We start from the raw sequence: 18,374 nt of genomic DNA, 5'->3' as shown, positions 1-18,374 counted from the left end.
TATAATAAGAGTAACGATGCGATTGTAAGGAGAGGGGTATATGCAAAGGGAAGTTGTTTTAACGAAGGAAGAAGAAAGTTTACTACTAGATATTTTATTTCAGCAAAATTATGCAAGTGAAATTTTAGCTGTGGAACTTACAGATATTGAGAATGGTTTGAAACAGACGGATGTGATGCAATATAAAAAAATCACAAGGTTATTTTACAGATTAAAAAATAAAGGGTATTAAGCGCTACCGGAATGGTAGTCTTTTTTTTGTGCTGTATGCTAAAATAGCTGTGTGATTGTATTTTTATTGAAATAAATTTAGGACAAAATAATAATATGAAAACGCTGTCATAAAATGTGAATAGAGTTATGAACATAAGCAGGAAAAAGGGAAAATGGGGGATGTAATATGATTAGTATTCCGAAAGACGAATTTCAACAAATTCTTGTGAAGGATTTAATGATTTCATCGGAAAAAGTAGCTCATGTCCAAATTGGAAATGGTTTAGAACATGCTTTACTCGTTCTTGTGAAATCTGGATATTCGGCGATACCTGTCTTAGATCCAATGTATAAATTACATGGTTTGATTAGTACTGCCATGATATTAGATGGTATGTTAGGATTAGAGCGTATTGAGTTTGAAAGACTTGATGATATGAAAGTAGAGCAGGTGATGAAGGAAGATATACCTTTTCTTAAATTAGAAGATTCATTTGCAAAAGCTTTAGAAATGACAATTGATCATCCTTTTATTTGTGCTGTTAATGAAGAAGGCTATTTTGAGGGGATTTTAACACGTCGTGCTATTTTAAAATTGTTGAATAAGAAAGTAAGGCAACATAATCGATAACGTGAGAAAAGTGACTTCATGGAAACGAAGAAGTCACTTTTTTTCGTGCATATCACTTGTGTATGTATTATATTTAAAAAGACATAAAACATAAGGAAAGTTTGCGCTGGAAAATTGTATTTTCTGAATGAAAGCTTGTTGAAATAAGGTGTATGGAAGCTAAGGAAAGAGGGAGAAAGTTGCAAATTGATGATTTTCAAATGATGGTTGTGTTAGCTCAGGAATCAAATATGAGAAAAGCGGCGGAACGTTTATTTGTTTCCCAACCTGCGCTGAGTCAACGATTACAATCTATGGAGAAACAATGGGGAATGAAGTTTTTTATTCGCTCACAAAAAGGATTGACAATTACACCTGAAGGGGAAAAAGTTGCAAATTATGCCAAAGAAATGTTGCAAAAGGAAGAGGATATAAAAAGTGAGCTAGCTGTTTTTAGAACGGAAACTCATGGAACGTTAAAAATAGCTGTTGCATCAGTTATTGGTCAATATTGGCTTCCTCCTGTTTTGAAAAAGTTTGTGCATAAATATCCTTCTGTAAAGATATCACTGTTTACTGGTTGGAGTAGTGAAGTGCAAAAGCAGTTTTATGAAGGAGACGTTCATGTTGCTATACTGAGGGGAACACAAGAATATAAAGGTCAAAAGCAAAAATTATTTGAAGATGAACTGTATTTAGTTGATAAAGAAATAAAAGATATTTCGATGCTAAAAGAAACAAATAGGCCGTTCATTCAATTTAAAAGTGACTCGACTTATTATGGACAAATACAAAATTGGTGGTATGGTTTATTTTCTAATCCGCCTAAGCGAACGATTGTAGTTGACCAAATTGAAACATGCAAACAACTTGTTTTAAATGGTATAGGTTATGCCCTTTTACCTTCTACTGTTTTAAAGGAAGTACAGGAAAATATGTATAAAACACCTGTTCAATTGACGAGAGAAACATGGTTGTTAACAAGTGACTCAGCAAGGCAGTTGAAGCAAGTACAAGCATTTTTAGAAATTATAGAAGAAATTCAAAGGGAAAAATAAGATTATTATCTTGCTACTCGCTCTTTCGTTTGGTAGAGTAACATTATAAATGGATTTAGGAGGCAACAAGAATGAAAATGATGGACGCTAACGAAATTATTTCGTTTATTCAAAAAAGTGAAAAGAAAACTCCTGTAAAGGTATACATAAAAGGGGATTTAAAAGAAGTAACATTCCCTGAAACAGTACAAGCATTTGTGAATAAAAAATCAGGTGTATTATTCGGAGAATGGTCTGAAATTAAGACAATTCTTGATGAGAATAATAAGCACATCGTTGACTACGTTGTAGAAAACGATCGTCGTAATTCTGCAATCCCAATGCTTGATTTAAAAGGTATTAAAGCTCGCATCGAGCCAGGTGCTATTATTCGTGACCATGTTGAAATTGGTGACAACGCTGTAATTATGATGAATGCAACAATTAACATTGGTGCTGTAATTGGTGAAGGTTCTATGATCGACATGAACGCAGTACTTGGTGGACGTGCAACAGTCGGTAAAAACTGTCACGTAGGTGCAGGTGCTGTACTTGCAGGTGTTATTGAGCCACCTTCTGCGAAACCAGTTATCGTTGAAGATGATGTAGTAATCGGTGCAAACGTAGTTGTTTTAGAGGGTGTTACAGTAGGTAAAGGTGCAGTTGTAGCAGCGGGAGCTGTTGTAACAGAAGATGTGCCTCCATACACAGTTGTTGCAGGTACTCCAGCACGTGTAATTAAAGAAATTGATGAGAAGACAAAAGCAAAAACAGAAATTAAACAAGAGCTTCGTCAATTAAACCCAGAGAAATAAAAAGCAAAAAAAGCGTAAGAGCGTAAATGGGCTCTTACGCTTTTTATAGATAGAGGTGCAAAAATGACAGTAAGCAAATTTGTCCAAATTCGTAGAGATCTACATAGAATTCCAGAAATCGGATTTAAGGAATGGAAAACACAACAGTATATTTTAGATTATATAGGAACGCTTTCTCATGAATTTGTGGAAGTGAAGACATGGAAAACGGGTGTAATCGTTAAAGTAAATGGAAAAAATCCAGAAAAAATAATAGGTTATCGTGCAGATATAGACGGTTTACCAATTACAGAGGAAACTGGATATGAGTTTGCTTCTATTCATGAAGGAATGATGCATGCATGTGGCCATGATGTACATACAACAATCGGTTTAGGCCTTCTAACGAAAGCTGTGAGCGAAAGAATAGATGATGACCTTGTATTTCTATTCCAGCCAGCAGAAGAAGGACCAGGCGGTGCTCTTCCTATGTTAGAAAGTGAAGAGTTAAAAGGATGGAAACCAAATATAATTCTTGGTCTTCATATTGCACCAGAATACGCTGTAGGGACAATTGCAACGAAAGAAGGACTGTTATTTGCCAATACTTCAGAATTATATATTGATTTAAAAGGGAAAGGTGGCCATGCTGCCTATCCGCATACTGCAAATGATATGATTGTTGCAGCGAGTCATCTTGTTACACAGCTTCAATCCGTTATTAGCCGCAATGTAAATCCTCTTGATAGTGCAGTAATTACAATCGGGAAAATTACAGGTGGTACGGTTCAAAATATTATTGCAGAAAAATCTCGTTTAGAAGGAACGATTCGAACATTATCAGTAGAATCAATGAAGCGTGTGAAAAGCAGAATTGAGGCAATTGTTGCAGGTATCGAAGCTTCTTTCCAGTGTGAGGCGATTATAGATTACGGAGCAATGTATCATCAAGTATATAACCATGAAGAGTTAACGAGAGAGTTTATGCAATTTGTACATAAACAAACAGATATGAATGTTATTACATGTACTGAGGCAATGACAGGTGAAGATTTTGGTTATATGCTTCGAGAAATCCCTGGATTTATGTTTTGGCTTGGAGTAAATTCAGAATATGGTTTACATCATGCGAAATTAAAGCCAGATGAAGAAGTGATTGAAAAGGCAATTACATTTTTAAGCCAATATGTAAAGTGGAAAGGGAATAGAAAATAAAACTTCCGCTTTCTTGAAGTTTCCAAAATTTTTTTTGTTCTGAGGTGTAAGTAACGCTCGTATAGATTGATTTTAGACATTTACATACAAATGAAAGAATAAAGTTAATTGGACTGTTTTAATAATGAGCAGGGGGTTTTTAGCCACTGCTCATTATTAATTATTTGACTAACTTATATATGTTTACTTTTAGTATGAAAAGTGTGTAAAATCAATGTGAAACATAGAAAAAAGGGTGGGGAATTACGTGCAAATTAGCAGTGCGATTTTATGTTTCGTCTTATATGCGTATGTTATTATTGCGGCGGTTTATTTTGGGATAAGTTTTTATGCCTATCGTCTAGTAGATAATAATGAATATGACGAAACATACAAATGGGTGAAGAGATATTTATCACCTGTACTAGAAATTATGAATGGGTTTGTGCTCTTTTTATTTATTGGATTAATTGCTTTCTCAACGAGTTTAGTAGGGAATAAAACTACGTTATTTGTATTGGGTATCATTATTTTTATGCTGTTAGGAATAAGGATTGGTAATACGGTCTTTTGGAATGAAAGAAAAGTAGATGGTTGGACGGGAATGTTAATTCCGTGTATGTTAGCTGCAATCGTGACAAATATAGAACATGAATATTATCAATTACATTTTTGGCTCATTATCGTTTTAACAATTCTTTCTGTTTTGTATATAAGCACAGTAGTACTAACATATATTGCACATGAAAAAGGAGATGTTAAAGGCACTCGTTTCTTTAGAGGACGGGCATTATTTTGGAGTGTGCCGACGATGGCAGTTATCGCGCTTATTGCGATATTAGTAAATGGATATCAATTTACTAATTGGCAACTATTTTTAGAAAATTGGTGGATCTTTATCTTTTCGTTTATTGCTTTTTTAGGTGCAACGCATTATTTATTTCATCAACATCATTACATATGGGCGTTGTTATTTGCATTCACACAGCTGCTATTTGCCTTTTTTGGTCAAGAAACATTATTATTCGTTTTTGAAACATTTAGTTCGTTTGGAAATATATTTGTATTTGCTATGTTACTTGTTGGTATCGCTTTTTACTTGCAACAATATTTTTATATACAAAAACAGAAATAAGAGCTAATTACAGTTTTTGTGACGCATATAAAGTGTGTTACACTGAAAATAAATAGTACTTGAAGTTATTGGAGGAATTCCTGTGGGTGAGAAAGAAAAAGAATTTGCTGTCATTGGACTTGGTCGCTTTGGTGGAAGTATTTGCCGAGAACTAGCTCAATTAGGTATGGAAGTAATGGCAATCGATTCAGATGAGGATAAAATTAATGAATTTGCAAATATAGCTTCGCATGCTGTAATTGCAGATTCAACAGATGAGATGGTATTAAAAAGCCTTGGTATTCGAAATTTTGATCATGTAGTCGTTGCTATTGGAGATAATTTAAATTCAAGTATTTTAACGACTTTGATTTTGAAAGAGTTGGGTGTAAAAAATATTACTGTAAAAGCTCAAAATGATTATCATGAAAAAGTGTTAAGTAAAATAGGTGCAGATCATATTGTGCATCCAGAACGTGATATGGGAAAAAGGATTGCTAATAATATTGCATCAAGCAATGTGTTAGATTACCTTGAGCTTTCAGATGAGCATAGTATTGTAGAGATTATTGCGAATAAAAAAATTGATGGGCACTCTTTAATTGAATTAGATATTCGTGCGAAGTTTGGATTGAATATTGTAGCAATTAAACGAGGTAAAGAAGTTATCGTATCCCCTCGGGCTACGGAGAATATTCAAGCAGGAGATATATTAATTGTCATTGGTCATGACGATGAAGTGGATCGATTTAAACACTTTTTAAGATAAGAGAAAAGAAAAGGACAATGCCTTCATAGCATTGTCCTTTTTCTTATATTTCCATAATGATTGGTAAAATCATTGGACGGCGTTTCGTTTTCTCATATAGGAATGGAGCTAATGTGTCTGTAATTTCATTTTTAATTTCAGACCATTGTGTTGTTTTACGCTCCATTACTTTTTCTAAATGAGTTGTAATTAATGTTTGTGCATCATTGATTAAATCACTGCTTTCACGCATGTAAACGAAACCGCGTGAGATGATATCAGGTCCTGCTGCAACTTTAAATTCTTTCATATCAATGCTTACAACTACAATTACAAGTCCTTCTTCAGAAAGGATACGACGATCTCGTAATACGATATTGCCGATATCTCCAATACCGTTTCCATCAATGTAGACCGAACCAGATGGGATTTTTCCAGCTACGCTAGCTTCATCCGAACGTAAAGCAAGAACATCGCCATTATCCATAATGAAGCAATTTTCTTCAGGGATACCACAATCATTTGCTATGTTCATATGCATACGCTGCATACGATATTCACCATGAATTGGCATGAAGTACTTCGGTTTAATTAGACGTAACATTAACTTTTGTTCTTCTTGCCCACCGTGTCCACTTGTATGGATATTTGAAAGTTTCCCGTGAATTACATCAGCGCCAGCGCGGTACAACATGTTAATTGTACGACTTACGCTAATTGTATTTCCTGGAATTGGTGAAGAAGAGAAAACAACTGTATCTCCAGGAATAATTTGAATTTGGCGGTGTGTACCGTTTGCAATACGTGAAAGTGCTGCCATCGGTTCACCTTGACTACCTGTACATAAAATAACAACTTTATTAGCTGGTAAGCGGTTTAGTTGAGATGCATCTATGAATGTATCTTTCGGGCAACGAATATAACCAAGGTTTTGTCCGATTTCAATCGCTGCTTCCATACTTCGACCAAACACAGCTACTTTACGGTTGTTTTCAACAGCAGCTTCAATAACTTGTTGTAAGCGGTGAATATTTGATGCAAAGGTTGCGAATATAATCCGTCCGTCTACTTTACGGAAAATGTCTTGAATGCTATCACCAACGCGACGCTCAGACATAGTAAAGTTTGGAACTTCACTGTTCGTACTATCAGATAATAGACATAGCACGCCATCTTTACCGATTTCAGCCATTTTTGTTAAATCAGCTGGTTCACCAACTGGTGTGAAATCAAATTTGAAATCACCTGTATGAACAACTTGACCTTGAGGTGTTTTCACAACAACGCCGTACGAATCTGGAATACTGTGAGTTGTACGGAAGAAGGATACAGACGTTTTTTTGAATTTAATAACGTCATCTTCTTGAATTTCGTAAAGTTTTGCTTTACGAAGTAAGCCGTGTTCTTCTAATTTATTTTTGATGAGTGCAATTGCTAATTTTCCGCCGTAAATCGGAATGTTCACTTGACGTAATAGATAAGGAATTCCGCCGATATGATCTTCGTGACCATGTGTAATGAATAACCCTTTAATTTTATCTTCGTTTCGCACAAAATAAGTGTAGTCTGGTATTACATAATCGATTCCGAGGAGTTCGTCCTCTGGAAATTTAATTCCAGCATCAATTATAATAATTTCATCTTGAAATTGAACAGCGTATGTATTTTTACCGATTTCACCAAGCCCACCGAGAGCAAATACAGCAACTTGGTCGTTTTTTAGAAATTTCATATCGCTATACGATTTCCGCTAATGTTAAATCAGCGTTTTCTTTTTCATATTCAAGATGAGCGCCAGTAACAGACTGAACAAACTCGATATTATATGCGAACTTATTTAATTTTGTACGAACATCTTTTTCAGACGTAGCCTCTAAATATAAAACTTTTGTATTTTCACGTACTGGAACCTCAGTTAATTTTTCTTGATAAAATACTTTAAAAATCATTTGGAAAACCTCTCCTTGTCTATGTTTTGCATTATCTGTTACTTATTATAAAGCAAACAGTCACGATTTTCATGTTTTTTCGAATGAGAATGAAGAAAAAGCCCGAAATGGGCACAAGTTAAGCGATTGTCTTTTTACGGACTAGACCGTTTAAATAACGCTTGAGCTTTTTCTTCAGCTTCTTCAGCATGATTACTCCTTCCTTTCCTTATTTTAAACATGCCTATTACTAGTGAAAACTCTATCTCTGATATAAGAGATAGGACAAAAGTGAATGGTGAATCTTGTCCTTTCCCATACAGTGAAAGTTATTCTATAGTAACGATTAGTAGCCGTTAGTTATAGGTATAGTATGAGGAAGAATGGAAAAGAAAATTCATCCGAACAAGTATCCACATGTTTTACTAATATATATATGCAAAGTTTATAAATAAGGTCAGAAAGGGAACGCTTTCTTCACAGATGTTTAATATGTTATACTTTTTTTTAGAATTTGAAAAGCGATATTCAAAATAGGAATATAGAGTGCCAGAAAGGATTTTGACAAATGAATGATAAAATTGTTTTTTTTGATATTGATGGAACATTATTAGATCATGATAAAAAAATTCCGCAATCTACACGAGATGCAGTAAAACAGTTACAAGAAAAAGGTGTACATGTAGCAATTGCGACAGGGCGCGCGCCATTTATGTTCGAAGATATTCGCAAGGAACTTAATATACATAATTATGTTAGTTTTAATGGACAATATGTTGTCTTTGAAGATGAGGTAATATTTAATAATCCGTTACATCCAGATGCTTTACATAAGTTTACTCAGTTTGCAAAACAAGAAGGATATCCACTTGTATACCTTGACCATCAAGATATGAGAGCATCAGTGGAATATCATGATTATGTGAAAGAAGGCTTTGGAAGCTTAAACTTCGAGCATCCCGCATATGAGCCTAATTTTTATGAGGAACGTAATATTTATCAAACACTACTTTTTTGTGAAGTAAATGAAGAGGAAAAGTTTATTAATCATTATCCAGATTTTCATTTTATTCGTTGGCATGCATATTCAATGGATATCATTCCGAATGGTGGTTCTAAGGCAAAAGGAATTGAGAAATATATTGAAAAGTTAGGTTTTAATCGTAATCAAGTGTATGCATTTGGAGATGGCTTAAATGATTTAGAAATGATCGAAGCCGTTGGCACAGGTATTGTGATGGGAAATGGCCATGAAGACTTGAAAAAACTTGCAAATCATGTGACAAAGGACGTTAGTGAAGACGGTATATATCATGGACTAAAGTGGGCTGGATTGCTGTAAGTGAATATGGAACCCATTTCATAATAAAAAGGCGGAAGATTAACTTCCGCCTTTTTATCCCGCTATTTGCCGGGTAGTAAGACCCCCACCTCAAAATTCAGCGAAAGCAAAGAAGTTAGGTGGGGGGGCTGCTGCCCGTAAAAGCCCGATTGGTGAGGGCTAATAATCAGTGGGGGATGAACAAAACCCCCACTGATTAAAGTTTCACTTTATTATTATCGCTCTAGAGGTTTGGAATCATCAGGAGCGACAAATGGATTTTCTTTATTAATATGGTCATAGAACATAACGCCATTTAAATGGTCAATCTCGTGCTGGAATACGATTGCTGGTAAACCTTTTAAACGTAATTTTACTTCTTCCCCGTTAATAGAAGTTGCTTTTACTGTAATTCTTGTATAACGAGGAACATAACCAGGTACTTCGCGGTCTACAGATAGACAGCCTTCACCGCCCTGTAAATATGTACGTTCAACAGAATGGCTAATGATTTTTGGATTGAATAATGCATGGCTATATAATGTACCGTCCGCATCGGTTACATGAACTGCAATCATTTTTTTTGAAACACCGATTTGCGGAGCCGCTAATCCGATTCCAGGGCGTAAACTATATTTTTCAGCCATTTCAGGATCTTGGCTATTTATTACAAATTCAATCATTTCTTTTAAGGTAGTTGTATCTTCTTCGCTTGCCGGTAATGACACCTCTTCTGCAACGTTGCGCAAAATAGGATCTCCTTCGCGAATAACATCTTTCATTGTAAGCATATGTAATCTCTCCTTTCCTCTTTAGTCTACCAAAGGAGATGGAAAAAGTCATCGGCAAGAAAGGGAAGGCATTTTGGAAATCGTTCTATTATAGAGTAGTTATGTATGTAATAAAAAGAAAAAGACGGCAAAGCCGTCTTTTTCTTTCCATAGTTGTTTCGTTTTACATTAGCGAATGCAAGCAGCACCAACGATAATTAAAAGAATAAACAACACAACGATTAAGGCGAAGCCGCGTCCAGATCCGCCACAAGAACCGCCATAACCGTAGGAAGGATATGAACAAGTTGGATAGCAATATGAGTATCCGTACATGAGATGACCTCCTTTATCATTTCCCGCTAATACTGCGGTTATTATAATGTATGGAAGAGAGGGTAGGAATGTATAGGTATTTACCTAAAAAAGGAAGAGTAGTTTGTATATTTTTGTTACGAAGAGAGAAAAACTAAAGAGAATTAAATCGTTTACATATTATTCTAAGAGAAAAAATAAGTGAAAAAGGGAATAATATAACAGTAGGTCAATGCTTACTAATACAGATGTAAAAAATAAAAACACGTTTGTGTAGTAGAAACCTGCATATTATTTATAAAAAAACGTATTCAAAGTAATTGACATCGTAATTAGAATAGTTGTAAACTAAAAAACGTGATCAAGATTGTATTAATATGTTTCTGAAAAAACATTAGTACAGATTGTTAGGTACACAAAATTATTCTCAACCGACAGACAAACATGTTGGTTTACATCGTTGCGCTTTTTAAACTGGAAAATAGCCAGTGAAAGCGTTTCAGAATATGGTTCAAGAGAGGAAGAGGTGAACGGAATGGGTACTAAAACAAAAAAGACCCTATTTAATGTTGATGAGCAAATGAAAGCTATCGCAGCTCAATTTGAAACATTACAAATTTTAAATGAAAACGGTGAAGTTGTGAATGAAGCAGCTATGCCTGAATTATCTGATGATCAATTAAAAGAATTAATGCGTCGTATGGTGTATACTCGCGTATTAGATCAACGTTCTATTTCTTTAAACCGTCAAGGACGTTTAGGTTTTTACGCACCTACAGCTGGACAAGAAGCTTCTCAATTAGCGAGTCATTTCGCACTTGAAGCAGAAGACTTCATCTTACCAGGATACCGTGATGTACCACAATTAGTATGGCACGGATTACCATTATACCAAGCATTCTTATTCTCTCGTGGACACTTCATGGGTAACCAAATGCCTGAGAATGTAAATGCATTAGCTCCACAAATCATTATCGGTGCGCAAATCATCCAAACTGCTGGTGTTGCGTTAGGTATGAAACTACGTGGTAAAAAATCTGTTGCAATTACTTACACTGGTGACGGTGGTGCTTCACAAGGTGACTTCTACGAAGGTATGAACTTTGCAGGTGCATTCAAAGCTCCAGCGATCTTCGTTGTTCAAAACAACCGTTATGCAATCTCTACTCCAGTAGAAAAGCAATCTGCAGCTAAAACTGTAGCACAAAAAGCAGTAGCAGCAGGTATTTACGGAATTCAAGTAGACGGTATGGATCCATTAGCTGTATATGCAGCAACTGCTTTCGCTCGTGAGCGCGCAGTAAATGGCGAAGGCCCTACTTTAATCGAGACTTTAACATTCCGTTACGGTCCACATACAATGGCTGGTGATGACCCAACTCGTTACCGTACAAAAGATATCGAAAACGAATGGGAACAAAAAGACCCAATCGTACGCTTCCGTAAGTTCTTAGAAGCTAAAGGCCTATGGTCTCAAGAAGTTGAAGAGACAGTAATCGAAGAAGCAAAAGAAGATATCAAACAAGCAATTGCTAAGGCTGACCAAGCTCCAAAACAAAAAGTAACTGATTTAATGGAAATCATGTACGAAAAAATGCCTTACAACTTAGCTGAACAATATGAAATCTACAAAGAAAAGGAGTCGAAGTAAGCCATGGCTCAAATGACAATGATTCAAGCAATCACTGATGCTTTACGCGTTGAAATGAAAAATGATCCTAACGTACTTGTATTTGGTGAAGACGTTGGTGTAAACGGCGGTGTATTCCGTGCTACTGAAGGTTTACAAGCTGAATTTGGTGAAGATCGTGTAATGGATACTCCACTTGCAGAGTCTGGTATTGGTGGACTTGCAGTTGGTCTTGCACTTGAAGGATTCCGTCCAGTTCCAGAAATCCAATTCTTCGGTTTCGTTTTTGAAGTAATGGATTCAATTTCTGGTCAATTGGCTCGTATGCGTTACCGTTCTGGTGGACGTTGGACTGCTCCAGTAACAGTTCGTTCTCCATTCGGTGGTGGTGTTCATACTCCTGAACTACATGCTGATAGCTTAGAAGGATTAGTGGCTCAACAACCTGGTCTAAAAGTTGTTATTCCATCTACTCCATACGATGCTAAAGGTCTTTTAATCTCTGCGATTCGTGACAACGATCCAGTAATCTACTTAGAGCATATGAAATTGTATCGTTCATTCCGTCAAGATGTACCAGAAGGCGAATACACAATTGATTTAGGTAAAGCTGATATCAAACGTGAAGGTACAGATGTATCTGTTATCGCTTACGGTGCTATGGTTCACGCTGCATTAAAAGCTGCTGAAGAACTTGAAAAAGAAGGTATCTCTTTAGAGGTTGTTGACTTACGTACAGTTCAACCATTAGATATTGAAACAATCATCGCTTCTGTTGAAAAAACAGGTCGCGTAGTTGTAGTTCAAGAAGCTCAAAAACAAGCTGGTATTGCAGCTAACGTTGTAGCGGAAATTAACGACCGTGCAATCTTAAACTTAGAAGCTCCAGTTGTACGTGTTGCAGCTGCTGACACAGTATTCCCATTCTCTCAAGCAGAGAGCGTATGGTTACCAAACCACAAAGATATTGTTGAAGCTGTAAACAAAGTAATGAACTTCTAATTTTTAGCTTTTCATGTGCAAAAGAAATCAGCACATGCTGGTTTCTTTTGTACATATTCCATAATAATGAAATGAATCAGGGGGCTGAATTCCGTGGCATTTGAATTTAAACTACCAGATATCGGTGAAGGTATCCACGAAGGTGAAATCGTAAAATGGTTTATTAAACCAGGCGATGAAGTAAACGAAGACGATGTACTTCTTGAAGTACAAAATGATAAAGCAGTAGTAGAAATCCCTTCTCCTGTTAAAGGTAAAGTACTTGAAGTACTTGTAGAAGAAGGAACAGTTGCAATCGTAGGAGATACATTAATTAAATTTGATGCTCCTGGATACGAAAACCTTAAATTTAAAGGTGACGATCATGATGAAGCTCCAAAAGCTGAAGAAGCAGCAGTAGAAGCTCCAGCAGCGGAAGCTACTCCAGCAGCAACTGCAGAAGTAGTAAATGAGCGCGTAATCGCTATGCCATCTGTTCGTAAATACGCTCGTGAAAAAGGTGTAGACATTCATAAAGTAGCTGGTACTGGTAAGAATGGCCGTATCGTAAAAGCTGACATCGATGCATTTGCAAATGGTGGACAAACTGTAGCAGCAACTGAGGCTCCAGCAGCAGTAGAAGCTACTCCAGCAGCAGCGAAAGAAGAAGCACCAAAAGCACAACCAATTCCAGCTGGTGAATATCCAGAAACTCGTGAGAAAATGAGTGGTATCCGTAAAGCGATTGCGAAAGCAATGGTTAACTCTAAGCATACAGCTCCTCACGTAACATTAATGGATGAAGTTGATGTAACTGAGCTTGTTGCTCACCGTAAGAAGTTCAAAGCAGTAGCAGCTGACAAAGGTATTAAATTAACTTACCTTCCATACGTTGTTAAAGCTTTAACATCTGCATTACGTGAATACCCAATGTTAAACACTTCTTTAGACGATGCATCTCAAGAAGTAGTTCATAAACATTACTTCAACATCGGTATCGCAGCTGATACAGACAAAGGTCTATTAGTACCAGTTGTTAAAGATACAGATCGCAAGTCTATCTTCACTATTTCTAACGAGATCAATGATCTTGCTGGTAAAGCACGTGAAGGTCGTCTAGCTCCAACTGAAATGAAAGGTGCTTCTTGCACAATTACAAACATTGGTTCTGCAGGTGGACAATGGTTCACTCCAGTTATCAATCACCCAGAAGTAGCAATCCTTGGTATCGGCCGTATCGCTGAAAAACCAGTTGTGAAAAATGGTGAAATCGTTGCAGCTCCAGTATTAGCATTATCTCTAAGCTTTGACCATCGTTTAATTGACGGCGCAACTGCTCAAAAAGCGTTAAACCAAATTAAACGTCTATTGAATGACCCACAATTATTAGTAATGGAGGCGTAATAACAATGGTAGTAGGAGATTTCCCAATTGAATTAGATACAGTCGTTGTTGGTGCAGGTCCTGGTGGATACGTTGCGGCAATTCGTGCAGCACAATTAGGTCAAAAGGTAGCAATCATTGAAAAAGCTAACCTTGGTGGCGTATGCTTAAACGTTGGATGTATTCCTTCAAAAGCGTTAATCAATGCAGGTCATCGTTATGAGAATGCAATGCATTCTGATGACATGGGTATCACTGCAGAGAACGTAAAAGTTGACTTTACAAAAGTTCAAGAATGGAAAAACGGCGTAGTTAAGAAATTAACTGGCGGTGTTGAAGGCCTTCTTAAAGGTAACAAAGTTGAAATCATTCGCGGTGAAGCTTACTTCGTAGATGCTAATACATTACGCGTTATGACTGAAGATGCAGCTCAAACTTATACGTTTAAAAATGCTGTTCTTGCAACTGGTTCTACACCAATCGAAATTCCAGGATTCAAATACTCTAAACGTGTTATCAACTCTACAGGTGCTTTAAGCTTACCTGAAATTCCTAAAAAACTTGTTGTAATCGGCGGCGGTTACATCGGTATGGAATTAGGTACTGCATATGCTAACTTCGGTACAGAAGTTACTGTAGTAGAAGCTGGCGACGAAATCTTAGCTGGTTTCGAAAAAGCTATGAGCTCTGTTGTTAAACGTGCTCTACAGAAAAAAGGTAACGTAAATATCCATACAAAAGCTATGGCTAAAGGCGTTGAAGAAACAGAAACTGGCGTAAAAGTTAGCTTTGAAGTTAAAGGTGAAATCCAAACTGTAGAAGCAGATTACGTATTAGTAACTGTAGGTCGTCGTCCAAACACTCAAGAAATCGGTCTTGAGCAAGTTGGAGTTAAAATGACAGACCGCGGCATCATCGAAATCGATGAGCAATGTCGTACAAATGTACCAAACATATATGCAATCGGTGATATCGTTCCTGGACCACCATTAGCTCACAAAGCTTCTTACGAAGGTAAAGTAGCTGTAGAAGCAATTAGTGGCCATGCATCAGCTATCGATTACATCGGAATTCCTGCAGTATGCTTCACTGATCCAGAATTAGCATCTGTTGGTTACACTAAAAAACAAGCTGAAGAAGCTGGAATGACTGTAACTGTATCTAAGTTCCCATTCGCTGCTAACGGTCGTGCATTATCATTAAACAGCACTGACGGTTTCCTACAACTTGTAACACGTAAAGAAGATGGCCTTCTTGTAGGTGCTCAAGTTGCAGGTGCAGGTGCTTCTGATATTATCTCTGAGATTGGTTTAGCTATCGAAGCTGGAATGACAGCTGAAGATATCGCTCAAACAATCCATGCTCACCCAACATTAGGTGAAATCACAATGGAAGCAGCTGAAGTTGCTCTTGGAATGCCAATTCACATTGTAAAATAATTTAATTAATAAAAATAGCCCCTCTCTTATTGTAAGAGAGGGGCTATTTTTATTTTCATCAAATGACTTGCAAGGTCTTTAAACGTACTTGTCGAATGAATATATAATACTTTAACAAATGATTCATGCGTAATTTACTTCAAAGGTAATATGTATCATCCTATAATATGTAATTGATTCAAACTTAACCCCATATATTAATAAAATAGAGCATGTCAAAGGAGAAGGTTCCATGAAAATATTACATGTTATATTTTATCATTTACTACTATGGAGTGGCTTTTCCACTGTGTTAACATTATCGAATGGTGATAAGCTTCATTATAAAGTCATTCTTTTTTTCGTATTCCTGTATTTAGCCTATGTAATAGCATATTTTGTATTACACGTAAGAAAGCAAGCTTTATTTCTTACATGTTCGAATTGTATACTATTTTTAATCATATTATCTATTTTTTAAATTAACGTTTATAAAAATACATTGTTCTTCCATTAAATAATTGTAACTCTCCTTCTAATTTCTTCGCTAAAAAACGGCAAAATTCATTTGCTTTCCCTTTGTCACCATATGTTGCATTAGGTGGTAAAGAAACTTGGATGAAAGATTGTTCATTTTCTATACCAACACCAATATAAATTGAGTCATACCGGTCGTGATTGGATTGAAGTTTTAATGTTGTTGTAGATGTATCTAAAATTTCATAAGGAAAAGCGGTATTTGTATACGTGTAATTAATTTGGGCCCCAGTTTTATAAGTAACTGTTTTATAATAATGAAAAAGTTGTTTTATATCATCTATTGAAACAGATTGTTGATTGGATTTAGGTACAAGCGTAATAAAGGCATGTTGCATAGAACTTCCCCCTAACTTAGTAGAATACTATCATTCTACATCCTACTGAATTTTTTGACAATTAAAAGGAGTATTACATGTTTTGTTTAATATACTAGTAATGAAACGTGATGTAGAAAGGTGGAAACCAATGTTTGAAAAATTGTATGATGAGCATGAAAGTGTGAAGGTACGATTTTTAGGGTTTATGACACATGATACACGTTATGATTTTGGTGTTATTTATACAAATATGTTTTTTGGAAAGCCGCTCATTGTTTGTATGCAAACAGGAAGGTCTACTTTACTCGGACGAGATGATGTAGAGAATGTTCAATATATACAGGAGATTTTTAAATTAGGATCAGAAGAGGAAGCAAAGGAGTTAGCTCAGTTTTTCAAATTTCTAGTTCCGTCAACTTCTTTACATGCGGAATATGAAGAATAATTAATGTGAAACAGTCGTACTTATAAATATGGCTGTTTTTTTATTTTAATATCGCATACTAATTTAAATTTAAAATATTTAATGTGTTATACTAAAAACCTATTGACGTAAAAAGTATAACATATTAAAATGAAGACAGAAAGTTAAGCGGTTACAAAAAAGTTTTTGGGATTATAAACTTAGGGGAAATGAAAAATGGGAACAATCGTATGTCAAGATTGTGAAGGTACAATTGCACACTTCGAAGATGAGAAAGTAACGGTACTTTACGGGAAATGTGGATCTTGCGGATGTGATCACACAGAGCATACAAAAGCCCAATAATTGATAGGAAATGGACAGCTAAAAGTTTTTAGGACCATAAACTTAGGAGGAAATGAAAAATGGGAACAATCGTATGCCAAGTATGTGAAGGAACAATCGGACATTTTGAAGATGAGAAAACGACGGTACTTTACGGAAAATGTGGAACAAATTGTGACTGTGCTAGAAAAGATAATGCGAAAGCTTAATGATAAATAAATAGATTACTATTAAAACTCAGGGGGAAATGAAAATGGGAACAATCGTATGCCAAGTATGTGAAGGAACAATTGGACATTTTGAAGATGAAAAATCAACAGTACTATACGGGAAATGTGGATCTCATTGCGAATGTGACCATAAAGAACATACAAAAGCTTAATAATAAGAAAAAGCGCCTACATGTGTAGGCGCTTTTTTTAATAAATTGTAGTTGTATGGCCAACTGTTGCAACGATTGCATCATCTCTAATTGGAATAAAGCTTATGGATGTCTGTGGTGTACTAGAAGAAGCGTATTGGCTCATTATACGGCTATCGATACGGGTAATAGTATCGGTCAAGAAAGCTGAAATAAAAGCGTAAGGGACTCGTCGTTCATTTAATGAATAAATAATTTCTTCTTTTGTTTTTACACCTACGCCATGTCCGTAAAAAAAGAAATTTCCTAAATAGATTGTGTTTTCTCCTTGCCACTCAATCGTAGCTGGATTCACTTGTGGGTTTTTAAAGTAAACGAGGTCACCTGGAACAAGATCGCCACCGGTTTTTGTTATGAGCCTTAGATCTTGATCGTAGTCCCATGTATAAAGTAAAAGGTTTGCAAATAGACGATTGAAAGTTTCTTCCTCATACAATGATAATAAAGCTTTATAAAAAATAATGATCATAGCGGTTGCGCATTCAGTTCCATATAGTTTTCCGTTTTTGAAAATATCTTGTATGGCAATAGAAGGTGGTATGTTTGGAAGAAGCTCGAATCCTCCAAGGGACGTTCTTTTCCAATACTGGGGGTTGCAAAAGGATTGTTGAAATGTGCGAAACTGAAATCCACTTTGAAAAAGTTCTAGTGCAGAGATAATAATATTAACTCGTAAATTGAGATCAAAGCTGAGTTCATCAGCTGTTCGGAAGGAATAAACTTCTTGATTTCCTGCCATTATTGATAAAATTTGTTGTTTCTCTGCTGCAAATGGCTCATATTCATTTGTAATATAAGGATGTACAATAGAACGGCCTATTACAATCATAATAGTATCCCCACCTATACGTTACATTCTTTAGTATCGTATGAAGAATAGGAAAAAAGGTGA

Annotated in this window: 23 protein-coding genes; 17 read left to right on the top strand and 6 right to left on the bottom strand. The window is 36.0% G+C overall.

Annotated features, from left to right (window positions below):
* Window positions 1-40: 40 nt before the first annotated feature.
* The 7 genes from abbA to JFU02_RS11205 all read left to right on the top strand — a co-directional run bounded on the left by abbA (window position 41) and on the right by JFU02_RS11205 (window position 5,731).
* Entirely contained in the window at window positions 41-232 is a 192-nt protein-coding gene (gene abbA / locus JFU02_RS11235) for an antirepressor AbbA (protein WP_001188692.1), read from the top strand.
* A gap of 168 nt (window positions 233-400) precedes the next feature.
* On the top strand, window positions 401-844 hold the full coding sequence (cbpB, locus tag JFU02_RS11230) for a cyclic-di-AMP-binding protein CbpB (RefSeq protein ID WP_000623573.1): 444 nt from the start codon (window positions 401-403) through the stop codon (window positions 842-844).
* 152 nt (window positions 845-996) lie between these two features.
* Complete coding sequence (locus JFU02_RS11225; RefSeq protein ID WP_003261853.1) at window positions 997-1,881, top strand: LysR family transcriptional regulator; 885 nt, start codon at window positions 997-999, stop codon at window positions 1,879-1,881.
* Window positions 1,882-1,952: 71 nt separating this feature from the next.
* Entirely contained in the window at window positions 1,953-2,675 is a 723-nt protein-coding gene (gene dapD / locus JFU02_RS11220) for a 2,3,4,5-tetrahydropyridine-2,6-dicarboxylate N-acetyltransferase (protein ID WP_000783241.1), read from the top strand.
* A gap of 63 nt (window positions 2,676-2,738) precedes the next feature.
* On the top strand, window positions 2,739-3,869 hold the full coding sequence (locus JFU02_RS11215; RefSeq protein ID WP_061666351.1) for an N-acetyldiaminopimelate deacetylase: 1,131 nt from the start codon (window positions 2,739-2,741) through the stop codon (window positions 3,867-3,869).
* Window positions 3,870-4,116: 247 nt separating this feature from the next.
* Complete coding sequence (locus JFU02_RS11210; RefSeq protein WP_001167323.1) at window positions 4,117-4,983, top strand: cytochrome c oxidase assembly protein; 867 nt, start codon at window positions 4,117-4,119, stop codon at window positions 4,981-4,983.
* 82 nt (window positions 4,984-5,065) lie between these two features.
* Window positions 5,066-5,731: a potassium channel family protein gene (locus tag JFU02_RS11205; protein WP_000504032.1), complete on the top strand. Its 666-nt coding sequence runs from the start codon at window positions 5,066-5,068 to the stop codon at window positions 5,729-5,731.
* Between the two features lie 43 nt (window positions 5,732-5,774).
* On the opposite strand, the gene rnjA is transcribed toward JFU02_RS11205, so the two are convergent.
* On the bottom strand, window positions 5,775-7,442 hold the full coding sequence (gene rnjA / locus JFU02_RS11200; RefSeq protein WP_000670375.1) for a ribonuclease J1: 1,668 nt from the start codon (window positions 7,440-7,442) through the stop codon (window positions 5,775-5,777).
* A 4-nt stretch (window positions 7,443-7,446) separates the two neighbouring features.
* Window positions 7,447-7,659, bottom strand: a complete 213-nt coding sequence (locus JFU02_RS11195) for a DNA-dependent RNA polymerase subunit epsilon (RefSeq protein ID WP_000576435.1) — start codon at window positions 7,657-7,659, stop codon at window positions 7,447-7,449.
* Between the two features lie 547 nt (window positions 7,660-8,206).
* On the opposite strand from JFU02_RS11195, the gene JFU02_RS11190 reads away from it, so the two are divergent.
* Window positions 8,207-8,980, top strand: coding sequence for a Cof-type HAD-IIB family hydrolase (locus JFU02_RS11190; protein WP_000998276.1), 774 nt, complete (start codon window positions 8,207-8,209; stop codon window positions 8,978-8,980).
* A gap of 215 nt (window positions 8,981-9,195) precedes the next feature.
* On the opposite strand, the gene def is transcribed toward JFU02_RS11190, so the two are convergent.
* The gene (gene def, locus JFU02_RS11185) at window positions 9,196-9,750 is read right to left on the bottom strand and encodes a peptide deformylase (RefSeq protein WP_000957050.1); all 555 of its coding nucleotides are present in this window, start codon (window positions 9,748-9,750) and stop codon (window positions 9,196-9,198) included.
* A gap of 168 nt (window positions 9,751-9,918) precedes the next feature.
* Window positions 9,919-10,065 carry a YjcZ family sporulation protein gene (locus tag JFU02_RS11180; protein WP_000274562.1) on the bottom strand — a complete coding sequence of 49 codons (147 nt, stop codon included), beginning with the start codon at window positions 10,063-10,065 and terminating at the stop codon, window positions 9,919-9,921.
* A gap of 514 nt (window positions 10,066-10,579) precedes the next feature.
* Here JFU02_RS11180 and pdhA point away from each other — a divergent pair.
* The 5 genes from pdhA to JFU02_RS11155 all read left to right on the top strand — a co-directional run bounded on the left by pdhA (window position 10,580) and on the right by JFU02_RS11155 (window position 15,937).
* Complete coding sequence (pdhA, locus tag JFU02_RS11175) at window positions 10,580-11,695, top strand: pyruvate dehydrogenase E1 component subunit alpha (protein WP_000536895.1); 1,116 nt, start codon at window positions 10,580-10,582, stop codon at window positions 11,693-11,695.
* Between the two features lie 3 nt (window positions 11,696-11,698).
* Entirely contained in the window at window positions 11,699-12,676 is a 978-nt protein-coding gene (gene pdhB, locus JFU02_RS11170; protein ID WP_000068163.1) for a pyruvate dehydrogenase complex E1 component subunit beta, read from the top strand.
* A gap of 93 nt (window positions 12,677-12,769) precedes the next feature.
* Complete coding sequence (gene pdhC, locus JFU02_RS11165; RefSeq protein ID WP_000863420.1) at window positions 12,770-14,059, top strand: pyruvate dehydrogenase complex dihydrolipoyllysine-residue acetyltransferase; 1,290 nt, start codon at window positions 12,770-12,772, stop codon at window positions 14,057-14,059.
* A gap of 5 nt (window positions 14,060-14,064) precedes the next feature.
* Complete coding sequence (gene lpdA / locus JFU02_RS11160) at window positions 14,065-15,477, top strand: dihydrolipoyl dehydrogenase (RefSeq protein ID WP_000260104.1); 1,413 nt, start codon at window positions 14,065-14,067, stop codon at window positions 15,475-15,477.
* Window positions 15,478-15,709: 232 nt separating this feature from the next.
* On the top strand, window positions 15,710-15,937 hold the full coding sequence (locus JFU02_RS11155) for a hypothetical protein (protein ID WP_000697473.1): 228 nt from the start codon (window positions 15,710-15,712) through the stop codon (window positions 15,935-15,937).
* A 1-nt stretch (window position 15,938) separates the two neighbouring features.
* Here JFU02_RS11155 and JFU02_RS11150 read toward each other — a convergent pair whose 3' ends face one another.
* Window positions 15,939-16,331, bottom strand: a complete 393-nt coding sequence (locus JFU02_RS11150) for a DUF1885 family protein (RefSeq protein WP_061666352.1) — start codon at window positions 16,329-16,331, stop codon at window positions 15,939-15,941.
* Window positions 16,332-16,461: 130 nt separating this feature from the next.
* Here JFU02_RS11150 and JFU02_RS11145 point away from each other — a divergent pair, with 130 nt between their 5' ends.
* The 4 genes from JFU02_RS11145 (at window position 16,462) to JFU02_RS11130 (ending at window position 17,443) form a co-directional block, all read left to right on the top strand.
* Entirely contained in the window at window positions 16,462-16,758 is a 297-nt protein-coding gene (locus JFU02_RS11145) for a DUF3055 domain-containing protein (RefSeq protein ID WP_000462038.1), read from the top strand.
* 195 nt (window positions 16,759-16,953) lie between these two features.
* A complete protein-coding gene (locus tag JFU02_RS11140) occupies window positions 16,954-17,082 on the top strand; it encodes a GapA-binding peptide SR1P (RefSeq protein WP_000536778.1) in 129 nt (42 codons plus the stop codon).
* Between the two features lie 59 nt (window positions 17,083-17,141).
* Entirely contained in the window at window positions 17,142-17,270 is a 129-nt protein-coding gene (locus JFU02_RS11135; RefSeq protein ID WP_000536803.1) for a GapA-binding peptide SR1P, read from the top strand.
* A gap of 44 nt (window positions 17,271-17,314) precedes the next feature.
* Window positions 17,315-17,443 (top strand): GapA-binding peptide SR1P, encoded by a 129-nt coding sequence (locus JFU02_RS11130; protein WP_000536796.1) that lies wholly within the window; start codon window positions 17,315-17,317, stop codon window positions 17,441-17,443.
* Between the two features lie 37 nt (window positions 17,444-17,480).
* Here JFU02_RS11130 and JFU02_RS11125 read toward each other — a convergent pair whose 3' ends face one another.
* The gene (locus JFU02_RS11125; protein WP_000635339.1) at window positions 17,481-18,311 is read right to left on the bottom strand and encodes a protein-glutamine gamma-glutamyltransferase; all 831 of its coding nucleotides are present in this window, start codon (window positions 18,309-18,311) and stop codon (window positions 17,481-17,483) included.
* Between the last annotated feature and the right edge of the window lie 63 nt (window positions 18,312-18,374).

Source organism: Bacillus sp. TH13, from assembly GCF_016651175.1.
Classification (GTDB): Bacteria; Bacillota; Bacilli; order Bacillales; family Bacillaceae_G; genus Bacillus_A; species Bacillus_A thuringiensis_S.
This window is presented reverse-complemented; position numbering and strand designations above follow the sequence as displayed.

Bases quoted from the DNA above. Each gene is read 5' to 3' on its own strand.
- abbA (WP_001188692.1), top strand. From the start codon at position 41: ATGCAAAGGGAAGTTGTTTTAACGAAGGAAGAAGAAAGTTTACTACTA.
- cbpB (WP_000623573.1), top strand. From the start codon at position 401: ATGATTAGTATTCCGAAAGACGAATTTCAACAAATTCTTGTGAAGGAT.
- JFU02_RS11225 (WP_003261853.1), top strand. From the start codon at position 997: ATGGAAGCTAAGGAAAGAGGGAGAAAGTTGCAAATTGATGATTTTCAA.
- dapD (WP_000783241.1), top strand. From the start codon at position 1,953: ATGAAAATGATGGACGCTAACGAAATTATTTCGTTTATTCAAAAAAGT.
- JFU02_RS11215 (WP_061666351.1), top strand. From the start codon at position 2,739: ATGACAGTAAGCAAATTTGTCCAAATTCGTAGAGATCTACATAGAATT.
- rnjA (WP_000670375.1), bottom strand. From the start codon at position 7,442: ATGAAATTTCTAAAAAACGACCAAGTTGCTGTATTTGCTCTCGGTGGG.
- JFU02_RS11195 (WP_000576435.1), bottom strand. From the start codon at position 7,659: ATGATTTTTAAAGTATTTTATCAAGAAAAATTAACTGAGGTTCCAGTA.
- JFU02_RS11190 (WP_000998276.1), top strand. From the start codon at position 8,207: ATGAATGATAAAATTGTTTTTTTTGATATTGATGGAACATTATTAGAT.
- def (WP_000957050.1), bottom strand. From the start codon at position 9,750: ATGCTTACAATGAAAGATGTTATTCGCGAAGGAGATCCTATTTTGCGC.
- JFU02_RS11180 (WP_000274562.1), bottom strand. From the start codon at position 10,065: ATGTACGGATACTCATATTGCTATCCAACTTGTTCATATCCTTCCTAC.
- pdhA (WP_000536895.1), top strand. From the start codon at position 10,580: ATGGGTACTAAAACAAAAAAGACCCTATTTAATGTTGATGAGCAAATG.
- pdhB (WP_000068163.1), top strand. From the start codon at position 11,699: ATGGCTCAAATGACAATGATTCAAGCAATCACTGATGCTTTACGCGTT.
- lpdA (WP_000260104.1), top strand. From the start codon at position 14,065: ATGGTAGTAGGAGATTTCCCAATTGAATTAGATACAGTCGTTGTTGGT.
- JFU02_RS11155 (WP_000697473.1), top strand. From the start codon at position 15,710: ATGAAAATATTACATGTTATATTTTATCATTTACTACTATGGAGTGGC.
- JFU02_RS11150 (WP_061666352.1), bottom strand. From the start codon at position 16,331: ATGCAACATGCCTTTATTACGCTTGTACCTAAATCCAATCAACAATCT.
- JFU02_RS11145 (WP_000462038.1), top strand. From the start codon at position 16,462: ATGTTTGAAAAATTGTATGATGAGCATGAAAGTGTGAAGGTACGATTT.
- JFU02_RS11140 (WP_000536778.1), top strand. From the start codon at position 16,954: ATGGGAACAATCGTATGTCAAGATTGTGAAGGTACAATTGCACACTTC.
- JFU02_RS11135 (WP_000536803.1), top strand. From the start codon at position 17,142: ATGGGAACAATCGTATGCCAAGTATGTGAAGGAACAATCGGACATTTT.
- JFU02_RS11130 (WP_000536796.1), top strand. From the start codon at position 17,315: ATGGGAACAATCGTATGCCAAGTATGTGAAGGAACAATTGGACATTTT.
- JFU02_RS11125 (WP_000635339.1), bottom strand. From the start codon at position 18,311: ATGATTGTAATAGGCCGTTCTATTGTACATCCTTATATTACAAATGAA.